Raw genomic sequence first — 15,623 nt, 5'->3', positions numbered from 1 at the left:
CAGAAGGCATAAGTCTTCCGTCCGCTCGCGTCACAGCGTTCGAAGCCCGCGTAGGAACGACCTACTCGTTGATACTGTCCGCGCTCGCCGCCTCGTATTCCCAGACAAGGTCGAAGAAGCGTTCGAGACCCGCGACGAACGAGCCGTTCTCCGTGACCGCCGCCTGCCGCATCGAGAGCGGGACGTCGCGTTCCTCGACGAGGAGGATGGCTCGGCCGGTCTCGTAATCCATGCTCGGGTCCACGAACGTCCCGCGCCACGGCAGCTGCTCGCGACTGAATCGTACGTCAACCGAGGGATAGGTCTCGCGGAGATACGCGACGATTTCGTGCTGGATCTCGCGGTTCGTCTCGGTAAGATGTGAGGGGTGGAGAAAGAGGACATCGACGTCGACGCCGCGAGAGAGCGCGTCCGCGAACGCTTCCTCGACGCGCTCGAAGTACTCGAAGGACTTCGTGATCACCGACACTGACTCTTCGGCCTCCCGATAGAGCGAGCGTGTCTCCTGCTCGGAGGGATCCCCAACGTCCACGACCCAGAAGAGCTCTTCCGTGGGCGTGACGCCCTCGCTCGCCCCCTCGTACATCGGCTCGAACGTGTCGAGAAACTCTTCGCGCATTGCCTCGACGTCCTGCCGGTAGCGCTCGAACGCTTGGCGCTCGTTCTCGACGGCGCGCTCGAGGATGCGCTCGGGTGGCTTCGGTTGGTAGTGCTTCGGGCGGCCCGGAATCACCTTCACGTAGCCCCGGTCGGCGAGCCCGTCGAGGACGCCGTAGATGCGGGCCTTCGGGATGCCGGTCGCCTCCGAGAGGTCGGGCGCCGTCGTCCGCCCGAGCGCGAGGAGTTCCGCGAGTGCTGTCGCCTCGTACTCGGTGAGGTCGAGACGTTCGAGCACGTCCGCGGGTTCGTCGTCTCCGATCATACACGAACTTCGGGTGGTGGTGCGCAATAGCGTGGCGGTCGATTGGCACAACTCTTATCTCGACGCGGAGAGTTACTCGAAGTATGAGTAACCAAGATGGTGCACACCTGGACGATGTCGAAGACGGTGCCGGTTGCACCGAGATCTGGGAACGCCTCAGCGAGAGCCGCGAAGAGTAGGGCAGTCTCCCGCGACGCCGTGAAGTTCGTGAAGACGACGCAGTAACCGAACACGCAATCCTTTTTCCCTCTCCGCGTCGCGTTTCGAATCGATGCCGGACTACTCCGAGGTCTGCGTGCTCATCCCGACGCTCGACGAGGCGGAGACCGTCGGCGACGTCGTCGACGACTTCCGGGCGGAGGGGTTCGAGTCGATCCTCGTCGTCGACGGTCGCTCGGACGACGATACCCGGGAGATCGCGCGCGAGCACGGCGCGGACGTCATCACGCAGTCCGGGTCGGGGAAGGGCCAAGCCGTCCGCGAGGGCGTCGCCCACGTCGACGAACCGTACGTATTGATGCTCGACGGCGACGGCACCTACCGGGCAGAAGACGCCCCCGCGATGCTCGACCCGCTCGTAGAGGGCGACGCCGAGCACGTCATCGGCGATCGCTTCGCGGACATGGAGGAGGGCGCGATGAGCACGCTCAACGGCCTCGGGAACTCGGTGATCAATCGCGCGTTCGCGTTCATCCACGGCTACGACTACCGGGACATCTTGAGCGGGTATCGCGCCTTCAGCGTCGAGTCCTTCGAGCGGATGCACCTCACCGCGGACGGCTTCGCCATCGAGACGGAGATGGCCGTCAAGTGCGCGAAACACGACATCGAGACCCGCGTCGTCGACATCACGTATCTCGCGCGCCCGGACGCCTCGGACACGAACCTCCGACCGTTCCGCGATGGGGCGCGCATCATCTTCGCACTCTACAAACTCGCCAAGACGAACAACCCGCTCTTCTACTTCGGGAGCGTCGGCGTCGTCTCGACGCTGGCCGGCGCCGTCACCGCGATCTACGTCGCCGTCGAGTGGTTCACCGCCGGTGTTTCGCACAACATCATGGCGCTCTTCTCAGCGTTCACCGTCCTCCTCGGGATCCAACTCCTCATGTTCGGCGTCCTCTCCGACCTCCTCGTCACGCTCCACCGCGAGCAGCTCCGGCGACTGGAAGACGACTGAGGGCGAGTCGACAACCGCTGTCGCCGATCAGTCGGTCGATAACGCTCGCCCCAGAAGTTCGAAGATGTGGACTGATTCGCACTCCTTGTTTTTGTTGTTCCCTGTGGTTTCGCCGACTGTCCAGCCGACGACGGTCGGACTTGACCCCATCAATACGGCCGCGACGCCGTCGTGAGTACCCGATATAGAAAGGGCACCACACTCTCGCGGACCACCACACAGCCGTTCCCCTCTCCCAGCGGTGCAGACTCGGAGTCGCCTACTGGCTTCCGATGCCTCGGACACCACCGCCAGATTGTTTTGGTGAGCAATTGATCGGTGGACAACGAACACACGCACACCACCGTCAGATTGCTCCGCGATATACTGCTATCTGGGATTCTAAGATCCACCTTCAGAATGTATCCTCAGCCATTAAATCCTCAAACATCTACCAGTGTCCTTTCCACATACCACCTATTGTTGTTTCAGACACCACCGTCAGATTGTTAATGGTGGTCTCTGTAGGAGAAGTAACTACCATGGGAAAGGCAGAGAATCCATTCACATCGCTTAACGAAATCTGGGCAAACAGAGACGTCCTACACGAGGATTACACGCCAACCGAAATTCTCGAGCGAGAGTCGGAACGCGACAAGCTTGCTGCACATCTCGCACCCGTCGCAAACGGAAATCGTCCCAACAACATCTTCCTCTATGGGAAGACGGGCGTCGGCAAAACCGTCGTGACGGAGTATATGCTGGGGAAGCTCGACGAATTCAAAGATCCAACCGTCGATCTCTCCGTCGTCACTCTCAACTGCCAGAACTGTTCGTCCTCCTATCAAGTCGCGGTCGCACTCGTCAACGAACTCCATGACGAAACCGATCAGATCAGTCCCACTGGCTATCCAGCGGAAACGGTCTACCAGTACCTCTATGATGAACTTGATCAATTAGGGGGCACTGTCCTCGTCGTCCTTGACGAGATTGACGCAATCGGTGATGACGATGGATTGCTCTACGAACTCCCACGAGCACGATCGAAAGGCGACGTTGAAAACGTCAAACTCGGCGTCATCGGTATCAGTAATGACCTCGAGTTCAAGAAGAACCTCTCCTCGAAAGTGAAGTCGACTCTCTGTGAGAAAGAACTCGTCTTCACACCATACGACGCCACCGAGTTGCAGACTATCGTCATGGACCGCGCTGAGTCAGCATTCCTCGATGACGTCGTTCAAGACGGTGTTATCGAGCACGTCGCGGCAATCGCCGCAAAGAACAGTGGTGATGCACGCCAAGCTATCCGGCTGCTGCGAGAAGCCGGTGATCTCGCGAAACAATCTGAAAGTGGGGCGGTCGTGACCGACGACATCGTCGAAGCAGCAAAAGAGGAACTCGAAGCGAGTCGAATCGAGCGCGCGGTTGACGACCTCCCACTCCAGACGAAACTCGCAACACTCACACTCGCCTTCCGTACAGAAGCAAGCAGCGGCCCAATCCGAACAGCGGCCCTCCACGACACCTATTGTCAAATAGCGCGTGAAAACGGTGTCGAGCGGCGTTCACACGATGCGTTCCGTGATCAGCTTGATGACCTCGATATGCTTGGCATCGCACTCAGGCATCGACACAACGAGGGACGCGGTGGCGGAATCTACTACACCTGGGAGAGTGACATCGCGTACGGGGTCGTTCGTGACGTTCTTGATGAGTTGAACACCCCCTGAGAGAACATCCTCGCCGGTATCGGACCCCCACTCGACGCTAACAATCTGAGGGTGGTGTCTCTGCTGGAAAGTGGTGCCCCCAAGCAGGCGACGAGATGGAACAATCTGAGGGTGGTGTGTCTCCCTCAATTTTCGTCTCGCGTAAGCAAAACGATGACCTCGAAACGAAGACACACGAGTTCAAAGAGAGGCGCTCGCGGCTACGCGACGACGTTGAGGCGGAGGCTTCTGTACGAGGTCCGCTTCACGCACAGTATCCTCCAGATCTCCATTCGCGTCGGTCGACGTGGTAGAGTATCGACGCGGTCACGCCCGCGGAGTCCGATACGCCTCCGTTCTGAGGCGAACCGTCACGGAGACCGACGACGGCCAGATACATATATATCGACCGACCAGACTGCGGTATGCAGAACCAGCGGATCCTCGTCACCGGGGGTGCGGGCTTCATCGGGTCGAATCTGGCAAACCACCTCGCCGCGGACAACGACGTCCTCGCGCTTGACGACGGCTATCTTGGCACGCCCGAGAACCTCGACGACGACGTGGAGTACGTGGACGCGAGCGTCCTCGACGACGATCTCCCGACGGACGTCGATGTCGTCTTTCACCTCGCCGCGCTCTCGTCGTACGCGATGCACGAGGAGAACCCTCAGCGCGGTGCGCGCGTGAACGTCGAGGGATTCGTCAACACCGTCGAGCAGGCCGTCCAGGACGGCTGCGAGACGATCGTGTATGCCTCGACGTCCTCCATCTACGGCAATCGGACCGAGCCGAGCCCCGAGGACATGGACGTCCACGTCAACACGGGCTACGAGGCCTCGAAGCTCGCCCGCGAGAAGTACGCCGAGTACTACTCGAACTTCCACGACATCACCTGTGCGGGCATGCGCTTCTTCTCGGTGTACCAGGGCTACGGCGGGAGCGAGGAACACAAGGGCGAGTACGCGAACGTCATCGCGCAGTTCGCCGACGACATGGCGCACGGCGACGCCCCAGTCCTCTACGGCGACGGCACGCAGACCCGGGACTTCACGCACGTCTCCGACATCGTCCGCGGCCTCGAACTCGCCGCCGACGAACGCCTCGACGGCGTCTACAACCTCGGCACGGGCGAGAGCTACTCCTTCAACACGCTCGTCGAGATGCTCAACGACGGGCTGGGCACCGACATCGAACCCGAGTACGTCGAGAACCCCATCCCCGAGGACGTCTACGTCCACGACACCATGGCCGACATCACGAAGATGACGGAGGCGACCGGGTGGGGACCCCGAATCTCCTTCCAGGAGGGCATCGAAGAGGTCTGCGCTCAGTATCAGTAGAGTCGCTCAATCGAAGAGTTGCACCGCTTCCTCAGTGGAGAAGTCAGCACGAGCAGGGAAGCGGCCTGCCCCTCCGTTCAGCAACGCTGCTTGAACACAGACGGAAACGTCTGATTCCACCGAAGGAGCCCGACTGTCGCTTGGTCCCCCCTTCTTCGCCGCGGTATAGCGTGGGAGAAAGAGCGAGCACGACGCGGGGCCGGCTTGAGGAGCAGCGAGACGTCCTCGATGCGCTCGCTGGTAGTGACCAGTCAGATGAAGGCAGCAACAAATAGTACTATTGGCTATTAGCCAATAATCTTATTGTATATTGGGTTGTACCCTCTAGTATCGATGGCTGAGGGCGACGTCCACGTCGATGAAGACATCATCCTCGCGGATGGGACACGAATCCGGCTCTTCGCCGTCGAGAGCACGGACTATCCCGGAGGGTACAACTACCGGTTCCAGTACTATGACCCGGAGACCGGCGACGAGTTCCTTCGGTACGATAGCTCTCAGATCCCTCTTCACGACGCTGGCCATCACCATCGCCACGAATGGACCAACGGCGAAGAAGACGTCAACGGCATCAAATTCGAGGACCTCAACGCCCACCTCGCCAACTTCCGGGAGGAAGTAACCGACTATGAACGATAACACCCATTCCGACGACCCCGAGGCCGACGCAGAGAACTACCCCAGCACCCTCCGTATCACCGTCGGCGGCATGGACGATGTCTTCGACCGCGCCATCGACCAAGCCGGCTCCGAGGGCGTTGCGGACGAAGCCGTGCGGACGTTCGAGAGCGTCGCCGAGATCCGCAAGCTTCTCACCGACCGTCGCCTGGCGGTCATGCGCGCTATCATGACCGAAACACCGGACAGTATCAGCGATCTCGCCGACCGCCTCGACCGCAACTATGCCGATGTCCACGCCGACGTCCAGGTTCTCGCCAACCAACACATCGTCTACTTCGAGCAGGACGGCCGCGCAAAGCGCCCCATCATCCCCTACGAACGCATCCACCTCGACATCGAGGTCGTCGGCGAGCCGGGCAGTGAACGCGCTCACGCATGACGTCGTGAAATGATGTCCAAACGGCATTGAGTCGCCCCGTCCTAGTCGCTTGGGGTCGAAGCGAAAGAGAAAGAGCCGTTGGTAGTCGCTTGAGTGACTCTGTCTGATTGGACGGACGATGTCGATCTCGGAAGCGAAGAACCAATGCGGCATCGAGAACGACAGCGAAGAGTGAGGGTCGACGTGTGGCCCACGATGTCGGTCTGAGTCGACACTCATCTCGTCGTAATACCGAGAGCAGAACGAGAGGTCGCACTCAGCCCACACCGAAGCGGATCGAGTCGACGGAAGGATTTTGCGCCCGCTCCGCGAATCGGAGATACCTATGGGGATGTACGACCCGCTCGTCGTCGAAGACGAGATTGACCTTCCGAAGTTCCCCGCAGACCGACGGCCGAGCGAGATCGAGTGGCAGACGAAGGACATCGGCTACCCGGCCGGACAGCAGTACAAGCTCACTACGGATGGACGCCTTCTCCGCCACGAAGAGGAATTCCGGGAGAAGACGGAGTCGGAGAAACGAGCTGAGGCGGAATCGCACGGCTTCGACTCGTGGGCGGACTACGTCGCGTTCTGTGAGGACGCGACTCTGAGCGACTGCCTCGAACGGGGGCTCTCCCCGGCGGCACCGCGAACGCAGACCGTCGCCGAAGAGTTCTGGCTTGACCACAACATGCACGGAACCTTCGAGTTCCACGGGTCGCGCGACGACATCAGGGACGGATTCTTCTGGTCGTACGAAGCCCGTTTTACCCGCGGCGCCCTCGACGCCATCGTCTTCCTCGGCCGCCGTGGTGGCGATGGTTCCGACTCGTTCAAACCCGACGAACCTGACACAACCCAGTTCTAGAAGAGAGAGGGCGCCATGTCCTACACCGCGATAGTCGATAGTCAAATCGTTAGGTCACGACGAATGCACTGCTCAACAGTAGTGGGGGATTCAGCGAAGCCCGATTCTGGACGACGAAAAGGGTTACACCGACTCAGCTTGGAAGTACAACCGAATGGCTGAGTCGTTCTGGTATCCATCCGTGGGGAACGTTCTTGCCATCTACGACGATATCGTCGCAGAATACACAGACACAGCGTCCGGTATCCAGAACCAGGGAGACATTGCGTTCGCGCTGACCTACATCGAAGAGGGGGCGTTTGGAGCGGTACCTGAAACGATTCACGAGAAGGCGTTTCACCTGCTCCGCCTGTTGGTGACTAACCATCCGTTTGTCGACGCCAACAAACGGACTGCACTCAACACGACGTCAGTCTTCTACTTTCTCAATGGCTACCAATTCGACTACGACGACGAGATCATCTCGGTCCTCAAGCAGTTCGGAACCGATGAGGCAACCGTCGACGAAGGAGAGACGATCGATTACCTGCGATCACAGACCGAGAACATAGACTTGGCGGGAGAAATCGAACAGTGGCGTGACGACATCATTCAGTACGGACTAGCGGAACTAACCGGTGACTCAGCAGACCCGAACGATTAACGGCACTCGGACCGGGATCTCAATCATGGCGACTGAGGAAGGAGCTGAATCAGCCACTCCGCTTGACGACGTGATGGAAGACATTCGAGGAGAACTCGTGCGTCGAGTCGCAGCAGCAGACCGGGACGCGAACCGCGGGATCTACGACGCACTCGAACACGAGTGAGAGGCAGTACGTTTCGTATGCTTTTGGAGAGCAGCAGAGAGTGATCCGTTGTGCTGTGTCCTCCAACACAGTACGTTTCGTATGCTCTCCACATCGGACGACACGAGAGGACAGCACTGTTCGCAGGCGTCTTGAAGACGGATCAAGCAATCTGTTTCGATGCTCTCGTCACGTATTCAGCGAATATCGGCTCCCTCGATCGTCTGGCGCGTCTCCAAAACGAGATCCGCGTCAAGGTCGAGCTCGTACTCGTAGTGTTGTCCACCACTTAGGCCATCGTTTTTGTCGTGACGGGTAAGGAAGCCAAGCATGTGGAGGTCCGCGAGGTGATCCTGAATGCTCTTGAGCGTGGTAAGGGGATCAGAGGCCCATGACTCTGCAACGCCCTCGTAATGCTCCTTGATCTCCTTGGAACGTGTCGGTGCACGATCCCTTTGCTCAAGAAGTGCGATCGTCTCAAGGACGTATTGGGCATGCTGCGTCTGATCGCGAATTCGGTTCTGCAGACGCCCACGCCGTACCCGCTCTTGAGCATCGCTGATGTGGGCGTCGGTGACTTGTAAATCGCCGTTCTCCTCAGCAACTTCAGCGCCAACCCGGAGCATATCGATCGCTTGGCGGGCGTTCCCCATATCGCGTGCCGCGAGAGCTGCTGCTTTCGCGATGGCTGCCTCGTCGCATGTCCCCTCAACGAATGCGCGTTCAGCTCTATCCGAGAGGATTGTCCGCAACTCCTCTGCATCGTACGATCCGAACGAGATTTCCGTCTCCATCAGGGTGTCTCGAACCTTCGACGAGAGACTCTTCCGGAACGTGTAGTTGTTCGAGATTCCGATCACGCCGACCTTAGCGTCGGTGAGCTTTCCGTTCGAGGGCGCTCGCGGGAGTTCGTAGAGTAGGGTGTCGACGTCGTCGAGGTGATCGATCTCGTCGAACACAAGAAGATGTGTGCCGCCCCGTTGATTGAGTTGATCGTAGAGTTCTTCAAACGCGTCAGTGACCCCAAGGCCACGTTTCGGAAACTCACTCGCGTTCGGCGGGAGGAGGTCGTTGACGAGATAGCGGAGCGTCTGGTAGAGGGTCATTCCGTTGCAGTTAATCTGGTGTACGTAGAGGTCATCCGCTGCGGGGCGCTCTGCGACTGCCTCTTGAAGCTCAGCCATCATGTAGTTCGTGACCGCAGTTTTTCCAAGTCCGGCCTTCCCGTAGAGCATGATGTTCTCCGGATCGCGACCAAATAGAATGTCTCGGAGGGCGTAGTGATATTGCTCAATCTCGTCATCGCGTTCGAGAATCTCGTCAGGTTGGTGGCGCTCAGTGAGGACGCTCTTGTCTGCGAAGAGCGTATCTGTGAAATCATCGAACGACGTGACCATGTGCGTAACAGAGCCATCGGCGAGTTAACATATAAAACTACCTTTCGCTTGCTTCGATTGCTAATATCGTCCGCCTCATATAGTTCTAAGACCGCATTTATGGGCAGATAACATACGAAATGTACTGTCCCCCGCCGATATATTGTCGGCCCATCGGGACGAACGTGGGGAAAGCATACGAATTGTACTCCCCCGATGAGGGGACTGGAGAGACCACCTGCGACAAAGCATACGAAACGTACTGTCTCCGTACGATCAACCAACGACACGACACAAAGAAGGGAGACGCGGTTGTCCCGAGATGGGTCAGCGGGACTTCTGTGCATCTGGCAGGGTAGTCTGCAGGAACAACATCCAAGTCATTACCAAGATGATTATTTTCCAGATCATGAGCTTCTACTACATATAGGAGAGTGACATCGCGTACGAGGTCGTTCGTGACGTCCTTAGTGAATTGAACACCCCTTGAGAGAACACTCCCCGCAGGTATTGGACCGACTACTCAACGCTAACAATCTGGAGGTGGTGTGTCTCTCTCAGTTTTCGCCTTTCACAACGTCCCTGTCCATGAGGCCGGTCCACGACGCCGCGCTCGCGTGGTTCACGAGGACGTCCACGGGGCCGAATTCCTCGCGGACGGTCCCGAAGGCCTCGCGGATCGCCTCGACGTCCGCGAGATCGACCGTGACCGCGAGTCCCTCACCCGGATCGGGGGGGTCGTCGGCGAGCTCCTCGATGTACGCCGTCGAGCGCGCGAACAGCGCGACTCGACAGCCCTCCGCGGCGAACGTTCGGGCGAGTGACGCACCCAGTCCGGGGCCGACACCGGCGATGACGGCGGTTCGTGTCATAGCGACGCGTTGGACTGCCGATCCGAAATGCGTTCGGACACCGGCGACACGGGACGAGCGCGAGGAGCGCGGCGTAGACGTGCCCTCGGTGCGTGAAGGGGAGACGCTCCGTCGATCTCCACTTCTCGCCGCGAGAGGACGAGTCGATCAGCCGTCGAGGCGCGACTCGTCGCCGGTGGCGCTGTCGACGATGACGTCGCCGTCGTCGCGCTCGGCGAGCCAGAAGAGCTTGCGGGCGTCGACGCCGCGCCCGAGGTCGACGTCGGGAGCGCTCCCGAGCGCGAACTTCCGCGCCGTCCACTCGAAGACGGTGTCGTGGGCGCGCTCGCGGCAGAGCTCCGCGGGGAGGTCGGCGGGGAGCACGAGCACGTCGTCGACGTCGTTCGATTCGACGTCCGGGACGGTGTCGGCGCGGAGGACGAGGTTGCGTGCGCGGTCGACGCTCGCGACGTACGACACCTCGCGCTCCGGGAGGAACGCCCGCTCGATCGTGGCGTTCGCCTCGTAGACCCGGTAGGGGTAGGCGACGGCGCCGACGCGGCCGTCGGCGTCCACGTCACCGCGCTCAACGTGCGGCGGGATGACGTCGAGGGTCGCGGACGCACGACGCGTGCCGGTTCGCGGGTCGGGCGCGTCGTCGGTGGGTTCGGCGGCCATCTACTCCTCCCAGTAGTCCGCGGCGTCGACGTGCGCGCGGATGGTGTCGGTCTCAGTGACGGCCTTCGGGGCGTAGTCGCGCCCGCCGTCGGTCGCGTACTCCGGGGTGTCCTCCTCGACGACGGCCGCGAGGGGTTTATCGAAGACGTCGAAGTGCTCGTCGACGCCCTCCGGGGGCTGGGTGAGGAGGGAGACGACGACGAGGACGAGGACGGAGAGGATGAACGCGGGGAAGAGCCCGTAGACGCCGAGGAAGTTCGCAACGAAGCCCGAGCCCTCGGTGAGGCCGCCGAGGCCGAGCGCGCCGAGGACGGTCGAGAGCTGCGTCCAGAGGATCATCGTCCCGGCGCCGACGATCATGCTCGCAGCGGAGCCCGTCGCGGTGACGCGCTTCCACCAGAGCGCGGCGATGAGCGTCGGGCCGATGGCGGCGCCGAGGCCGCCCCAGGCGTAGTCGAGGACGAGCGTGTAGATGGGAGTGTCCTTCGCGACGTACGCGAAGACGATGCTGCTGGCGCCGAGCGCGAGCGTGACGAGCTGGGAGTACCGCACGAGGGTCTCGTCGCTCGCGTCGGGGTCGACGAAGCCGTGGTAGACGTCCTCGACGACGGCGCTGGTGGCGACGAGGAGCTGGGAGTCCGCGCTCGACATCATCGCGGCGAGCGCGGCGGCGAGGATGATGCCGGCGAGCCAGCCGGGGAAGAGGTCGAGGGTGAGCATCGGCATGACGTTGTCCGTGTTGGAGATACCGCCGCCGAAGACGACGAGGCCGTAGAGGCCGACGAAGCCGGCGCCGATGTACGCGACGAACATGAAGAGCTGGGCGACGACGGCGGCGAGACGGATGTTCTCGACTTCGTCGATGCCCATGAAGCGCACCATCACGTGCGGGTTGCCGGGGATGCCGAGGCCGATCGCGGCGTAGCTGATGATGCCGAAGACGGCGGCCCAGCCGGTCATTCCGGCGGTGACGCTGGAGAGGCCGCCGCCCATCGCGGCGAGGTCGTCGAAGGGGAGTCCGTAGGTGGTGAACGCGAGGACGGGCAGGAGGATGAAGGCGGCGAGGATGATGGCGCCCTGGAAGTAGTCGGACCACGCGACGGCGAAATAGCCGCCGAGCATCGTGTAGCCGACGACGATGACGCCGCCGGCGAGGATCCCCACGAGCGGGGAGACGCCGGTGAGGACCTGGAGGAGGGTGCCGGCGGCGACGATCTGCGCGCCGACGTAGCCGCCCTCGAAGAGCATGAGCAGCACGGCGGAGATGCCCTTCACGAGGCCGGTGTCGTCCTGGAGGCGCGTCGCGAAGAACGTCGGGAGCGTGACGGCGCGGACGATCTCGGAGTACTTGCGGAGGCGCTTGGCCATGCCCGCCCACGCGAAGAGGTCGGCCGGGATCATGCCGAGGCCGTTGTAGAACGCCATGACGCCGGTGTTGTAGGCGTCGCCGGGGACGCCGAGGGTGAGCCAGCCGCTCATCTCGGAGGCGCGCTCGGAGAACCCAGTGACGACGGGGCCGACCTCGCGGCCGCCGATGACGTAGTCGTCGACGGTGTCCATCAACTGCGAGGAGTAGAGGCCGATCCCGAGGAGGACGAGGAGGTACGCGGCGAACGTGCCGAGCACCCACGTGCCCGCGGCGCCCGCGATCCCACTAGGCATGCTCGCCCTCCGTCTCGTACGTCTCGTGGAGGCGACGCTCCCGTCTGCCCTCCCAGACGTAGTAGACGACGAGCATCGCCAAGTACACGGCGAACGGCCCGAACAGGTATAACAGGGTAGTCGAGTTTCCGTCTGGCATCGTTCACCCGTCCGCCCCATCTATGTATAAATGCTTTGAATAAAAAGCCCATGTGGCGTGTTAGAGCGGGATATTTAGGATATAACTACACGTATGTCTAACTTCGACGCGGGGTACGGCGCGCTTCTCCGACGCGTACCGGATAGAGCGCGGGCTCGAAGACACAGACGAGTCGGTCTGGTGCAGTCGGCGACGACTCGTCGATCGCGGAGCGAGTAGCGTCGCCGAGACGCTCGGCGATGAGTGAGAGTCGTTCGAAATCGATCGGGACACCATCACCCACGTCGAGTTCGAGCGTCCCGTCACCGCTGCTCACGCGGGGGACTGCTGGTCAGCGAGACCGTCGTCCGCACCGAGGATGTGGTGGCCCGATCGATCGGCTCCATCTCTGCGTAGTGCTACCGTTCTCTGTCGCCACCAGTGCTGTTTTCGAGACTGTTTCTGATGTGGCCGCACGTACCGCTCGTTGATTTCCCCCGACTACTCTCGAATTCTGCTACCGCTTTCAGTGGGTGATTCGGAGTTCTCGTGGTCGTGGTCAGTGTCTCTTCGGCGCTCGCGAGTGTTGGTCCCCCAAAGGGATGAGGGATTCGAGACGACCAACGTCCAGTCCGACAGCGGCGAATCGACACCGACCACACCGATAGTTCCAGTCTCAACGCCCCTGAGGCGGTTCCTGCCCCCGAGCGCGAGCCCGTCAGCGTCGCGTGCAAGACCGGCGATGGACCCGAGTTCCGCACGTCCGACCACGACCCGCATAGCGAGACCGGAGCGTGCACGGCAATCGTCTCAGCTCGTTGCACTCACACTGTCAACGTATTCCCGTTGACACGCAACCACCGCCGACGGTCCGAGTAGTCCGGGAGCACCGTTCCAACGGCGTTCCAGAACCGATCCGAGTGGTGTGGATGCTTCGCGTGAACGAACTCGTCGACGAGGACGTAATCCTGGATTCGGACTGGGGCGAGAACCAATCGCCAGTTCACTCGAATCACTCCGTAGGTTCACCGCTCGGGGCGACGCTGCGCGTGTTCGACACCCGCCGAAAGCAGAACCGCACTCAATGCAACTATTCGACTTCCCAATAGAACTATTGCAATCTGTCTCGTCGTTCGTGTATGGTCTCGGATGTCGGTGTCGAGCGGTGGAAAGAACACCAGAGCGCGTTCGACCGCGTGCGCTCTGTCGCCGTCACGGTTTCCGAGCCCGAATCGGCGGACCGGATAGCCGAGCGCTCACACGTCGCGGAGAATACCGCTCGCGACCACCTTCAGCGTCTCGTCGAGATGAACGTTCTCCAGACCACCAACGGGGAGAGCGCGACCCTGTACGCGCCCGACCCGCTCTACACGCGCATGCAGGCGCTTCGCGACCTCCTCGATGGCCGCGACCGAGACGACCTGCTCGAACTACGCGGTGACCTGCAAGAGCGGGTCGAAGTCTGGCAGGACGAGCACGGCGCCGACTCCCCCGGCTACCTCCGCGAGCAGGCCGCCCACGCGGACACCGCCGAGGGGACCCGCGAGATGCGCCGAGCTGCCAACGACTGGGACATCATCGCCTACCGTCTTCGACTCGTCGAGGACGCCATCGAACACTACTCCGACTACACGGGAAGCACTCCCGCTCCCGCCTGACGCGATGTTCGCGTTCGACGGCGGCTACGACCCCGGTGAAGCTTCACATACCGCCCTCCTCGAACTTCGACGCACGGTCGAGCGCCACCCCGCCGTCCGGCACGCCACCGGCGAGCCGCCCGGCCAGTTCATCCACGTCGCCGCAACGCTCGACCCCACTGTCCTCGGCAGCGACGCCGATGCGGGAACACTGACGATCCGGTGGTACGCGGGCGAAACCGCCGACGCTGAGCCGGCGTTCGCCTTCCACTACAGCGACGCCACGGGATTCGACTGCGGGTGGCATCACGAACCCAACCCTCACGTCGAGGAGCGGGCGCACTCTCAGGAACGTCCGATAGCCGACGATGACTACGAGTACGACGCGGTCGAGTTCGGGAGTTTACAGCCAGTTCCGCTACTCTGGGCGATTCTCGACCGGCTCGAAGCCCGCCTGACCGACCGCTGAACCAAGTTGGATGCACTTAGCGAGGGGTGAGCGGCTACGTGTCTTCGCTCACGCGGGCCTTCCCCGTGAGGAGGTCCTGCATCAGACCGCGCTTGAGGTCTTGGTAGGCCCGTTTGGTTTCGCGCTCCTGCTCACTTCGTCGTTGCACGTAGTCAAGCGCTTCCACGATTGTCCGCTGCTCCTCCATCGGAGGAACCGGGATCCGAATGTTCTGCTCGAACGTATCGGATGGGACCCGTTGGCGGCCCGTCGAACCCTCCATTAGGGAAACCGTGACGGCACGGAACTGCGGGAGGCTCAAAAGGTAGTAGGCGTACTTGGGGAGCATCAGTCCCTCCCGGGCACGGAAAACGAGAAACTCTGTCGAGCCGAAAGCGAGGCCATCGGGCTGTTCGATGAACGCGATCCTCCCGGTCTCGGTACAGGGCGTGGTCTTCGCGTACACCGTATCTCCTTTACGGAATCGAGGTCGTGTGCAGTCCTCGGCGTCGCGTTCTTCCCAGTAATCGACGGTACGGGTGTCTTCATTCACCGCGTCCATCGGGAGGAATGGGAACGAATCCTCGTTTGGCACGTCGTCGTTGGGATTCAGTTCGATCACGTCGTCGAAATAGTCCACCTCCCAGTTGTCGGCAATCTCGACCGGCATCGGCCCGATCCTCGCTTCTGTCGTCCCCACGTTGTCCCCGGGACCGGTCGTAAGCAAGCCCTGCATCAGGCCACGCTTCAACGCCTCCGTTTCCTCGATGATCTCGTCCGTCCGCTGAATTTGCTCATCAACTGTCGAGAGGATGTCGGCGATGCGGTGCTGTTCGGGGAGAGATGGGAGCGGGACGTGTAGACGCTCCTCAAATACGGCAGTAGCAGACACGCGACACCGGGCTGCCGACTGACAAAAAGCGCAGATGAGTGATGTCTCCTCTCTAGGTCGCGCTCTCGCTAGTCTCTCTCGACATCAGTGCCCGGGTTTGGCTTTGCGGTCGACTCCAGTCGCCGTTTGT

At 61.3% G+C, this 15,623-nt stretch carries 17 protein-coding genes and 1 pseudogene; 10 read left to right on the top strand and 8 right to left on the bottom strand.

The features are described 5' to 3' along the window. Positions 1-61: 61 nt before the first annotated feature. Positions 62-922 carry a TrmB family transcriptional regulator gene (locus tag IEX91_RS13390; RefSeq protein WP_188879582.1) on the bottom strand — a complete coding sequence of 287 codons (861 nt, stop codon included), beginning with the start codon at positions 920-922 and terminating at the stop codon, positions 62-64. A 271-nt stretch (positions 923-1,193) separates the two neighbouring features. Here IEX91_RS13390 and aglJ point away from each other — a divergent pair, with 271 nt between their 5' ends. The 8 genes from aglJ (at position 1,194) to IEX91_RS13350 (ending at position 7,852) form a co-directional block, all read left to right on the top strand. Then, positions 1,194-2,102: an S-layer glycoprotein N-glycosyltransferase AglJ gene (gene aglJ / locus IEX91_RS13385; RefSeq protein WP_188879581.1), complete on the top strand. Its 909-nt coding sequence runs from the start codon at positions 1,194-1,196 to the stop codon at positions 2,100-2,102. Positions 2,103-2,623: 521 nt separating this feature from the next. Then, positions 2,624-3,811 carry an orc1/cdc6 family replication initiation protein gene (locus IEX91_RS13380; protein ID WP_188879580.1) on the top strand — a complete coding sequence of 396 codons (1,188 nt, stop codon included), beginning with the start codon at positions 2,624-2,626 and terminating at the stop codon, positions 3,809-3,811. A gap of 404 nt (positions 3,812-4,215) precedes the next feature. Further along, on the top strand, positions 4,216-5,133 hold the full coding sequence (locus IEX91_RS13375) for an NAD-dependent epimerase/dehydratase family protein (RefSeq protein ID WP_188879578.1): 918 nt from the start codon (positions 4,216-4,218) through the stop codon (positions 5,131-5,133). 333 nt (positions 5,134-5,466) lie between these two features. Beyond that, positions 5,467-5,772 carry a toxin-antitoxin system TumE family protein gene (locus IEX91_RS13370; RefSeq protein ID WP_188879576.1) on the top strand — a complete coding sequence of 102 codons (306 nt, stop codon included), beginning with the start codon at positions 5,467-5,469 and terminating at the stop codon, positions 5,770-5,772. Continuing rightward, a complete protein-coding gene (locus tag IEX91_RS13365; protein WP_188879574.1) occupies positions 5,762-6,193 on the top strand; it encodes an HVO_A0114 family putative DNA-binding protein in 432 nt (143 codons plus the stop codon). The genes IEX91_RS13370 and IEX91_RS13365 overlap by 11 nt, the downstream gene beginning before the upstream one ends. A 325-nt stretch (positions 6,194-6,518) precedes the next feature. Then, positions 6,519-7,043, top strand: coding sequence for a hypothetical protein (locus tag IEX91_RS13360; protein ID WP_188879572.1), 525 nt, complete (start codon positions 6,519-6,521; stop codon positions 7,041-7,043). 154 nt (positions 7,044-7,197) lie between these two features. Next, positions 7,198-7,686: a type II toxin-antitoxin system death-on-curing family toxin gene (locus tag IEX91_RS13355; RefSeq protein ID WP_188879571.1), complete on the top strand. Its 489-nt coding sequence runs from the start codon at positions 7,198-7,200 to the stop codon at positions 7,684-7,686. 25 nt (positions 7,687-7,711) lie between these two features. Then, positions 7,712-7,852: a hypothetical protein gene (locus IEX91_RS13350; protein ID WP_188879570.1), complete on the top strand. Its 141-nt coding sequence runs from the start codon at positions 7,712-7,714 to the stop codon at positions 7,850-7,852. A gap of 176 nt (positions 7,853-8,028) precedes the next feature. Here IEX91_RS13350 and IEX91_RS13345 read toward each other — a convergent pair whose 3' ends face one another. From IEX91_RS13345 to IEX91_RS13320, 6 genes and pseudogenes are all read right to left on the bottom strand, one after another. After that, positions 8,029-9,228, bottom strand: a complete 1,200-nt coding sequence (locus tag IEX91_RS13345; RefSeq protein ID WP_188879569.1) for an orc1/cdc6 family replication initiation protein — start codon at positions 9,226-9,228, stop codon at positions 8,029-8,031. Between the two features lie 542 nt (positions 9,229-9,770). After that, positions 9,771-10,079, bottom strand: a pseudogene (locus IEX91_RS13340) (SDR family NAD(P)-dependent oxidoreductase); the annotation flags it as partial. Positions 10,080-10,226: 147 nt separating this feature from the next. Then, positions 10,227-10,736 (bottom strand): hypothetical protein, encoded by a 510-nt coding sequence (locus IEX91_RS13335; protein WP_188879568.1) that lies wholly within the window; start codon positions 10,734-10,736, stop codon positions 10,227-10,229. Beyond that, positions 10,737-12,398, bottom strand: a complete 1,662-nt coding sequence (locus IEX91_RS13330) for a sodium/proline symporter (RefSeq protein WP_188879566.1) — start codon at positions 12,396-12,398, stop codon at positions 10,737-10,739. Then, entirely contained in the window at positions 12,391-12,537 is a 147-nt protein-coding gene (locus IEX91_RS13325; RefSeq protein ID WP_188879564.1) for a hypothetical protein, read from the bottom strand. Before IEX91_RS13325 ends, IEX91_RS13330 begins: the two co-directional genes overlap by 8 nt. Positions 12,538-13,340: 803 nt before the next feature. Beyond that, positions 13,341-13,523: a M48 metallopeptidase family protein gene (locus IEX91_RS13320; protein WP_229772882.1), complete on the bottom strand. Its 183-nt coding sequence runs from the start codon at positions 13,521-13,523 to the stop codon at positions 13,341-13,343. 132 nt (positions 13,524-13,655) lie between these two features. Between IEX91_RS13320 and IEX91_RS13315 the strand changes: the two genes are divergently transcribed. Together IEX91_RS13315 and IEX91_RS13310 are read left to right on the top strand one after the other, a co-directional pair. Continuing rightward, positions 13,656-14,174 carry a DUF7342 family protein gene (locus IEX91_RS13315; RefSeq protein WP_188879561.1) on the top strand — a complete coding sequence of 173 codons (519 nt, stop codon included), beginning with the start codon at positions 13,656-13,658 and terminating at the stop codon, positions 14,172-14,174. Positions 14,175-14,178: 4 nt separating this feature from the next. Further along, positions 14,179-14,622, top strand: a complete 444-nt coding sequence (locus IEX91_RS13310) for a hypothetical protein (RefSeq protein ID WP_188879560.1) — start codon at positions 14,179-14,181, stop codon at positions 14,620-14,622. Positions 14,623-14,656: 34 nt separating this feature from the next. Here IEX91_RS13310 and IEX91_RS16335 read toward each other — a convergent pair whose 3' ends face one another. Then, positions 14,657-15,493 carry a restriction endonuclease subunit S gene (locus IEX91_RS16335; protein ID WP_229772881.1) on the bottom strand — a complete coding sequence of 279 codons (837 nt, stop codon included), beginning with the start codon at positions 15,491-15,493 and terminating at the stop codon, positions 14,657-14,659. Positions 15,494-15,623: the final 130 nt, after the last annotated feature.

The organism is Halarchaeum nitratireducens (assembly GCF_014647155.1).
GTDB classification, from domain to species: Archaea; Halobacteriota; Halobacteria; order Halobacteriales; family Halobacteriaceae; genus Halarchaeum; species Halarchaeum nitratireducens.
This window is presented reverse-complemented; position numbering and strand designations above follow the sequence as displayed.

Coding starts and splice junctions, on each gene's coding strand:
- IEX91_RS13390 (WP_188879582.1), bottom strand. CDS start 922: ATGATCGGAGACGACGAACCCGCGGACGTGCTCGAACGTCTCGACCTC.
- aglJ (WP_188879581.1), top strand. CDS start 1,194: ATGCCGGACTACTCCGAGGTCTGCGTGCTCATCCCGACGCTCGACGAG.
- IEX91_RS13380 (WP_188879580.1), top strand. CDS start 2,624: ATGGGAAAGGCAGAGAATCCATTCACATCGCTTAACGAAATCTGGGCA.
- IEX91_RS13375 (WP_188879578.1), top strand. CDS start 4,216: ATGCAGAACCAGCGGATCCTCGTCACCGGGGGTGCGGGCTTCATCGGG.
- IEX91_RS13370 (WP_188879576.1), top strand. CDS start 5,467: ATGGCTGAGGGCGACGTCCACGTCGATGAAGACATCATCCTCGCGGAT.
- IEX91_RS13365 (WP_188879574.1), top strand. CDS start 5,762: ATGAACGATAACACCCATTCCGACGACCCCGAGGCCGACGCAGAGAAC.
- IEX91_RS13360 (WP_188879572.1), top strand. CDS start 6,519: ATGGGGATGTACGACCCGCTCGTCGTCGAAGACGAGATTGACCTTCCG.
- IEX91_RS13355 (WP_188879571.1), top strand. CDS start 7,198: ATGGCTGAGTCGTTCTGGTATCCATCCGTGGGGAACGTTCTTGCCATC.
- IEX91_RS13350 (WP_188879570.1), top strand. CDS start 7,712: ATGGCGACTGAGGAAGGAGCTGAATCAGCCACTCCGCTTGACGACGTG.
- IEX91_RS13345 (WP_188879569.1), bottom strand. CDS start 9,228: ATGGTCACGTCGTTCGATGATTTCACAGATACGCTCTTCGCAGACAAG.
- IEX91_RS13335 (WP_188879568.1), bottom strand. CDS start 10,736: ATGGCCGCCGAACCCACCGACGACGCGCCCGACCCGCGAACCGGCACG.
- IEX91_RS13330 (WP_188879566.1), bottom strand. CDS start 12,398: ATGCCTAGTGGGATCGCGGGCGCCGCGGGCACGTGGGTGCTCGGCACG.
- IEX91_RS13325 (WP_188879564.1), bottom strand. CDS start 12,537: ATGCCAGACGGAAACTCGACTACCCTGTTATACCTGTTCGGGCCGTTC.
- IEX91_RS13315 (WP_188879561.1), top strand. CDS start 13,656: ATGGTCTCGGATGTCGGTGTCGAGCGGTGGAAAGAACACCAGAGCGCG.
- IEX91_RS13310 (WP_188879560.1), top strand. CDS start 14,179: ATGTTCGCGTTCGACGGCGGCTACGACCCCGGTGAAGCTTCACATACC.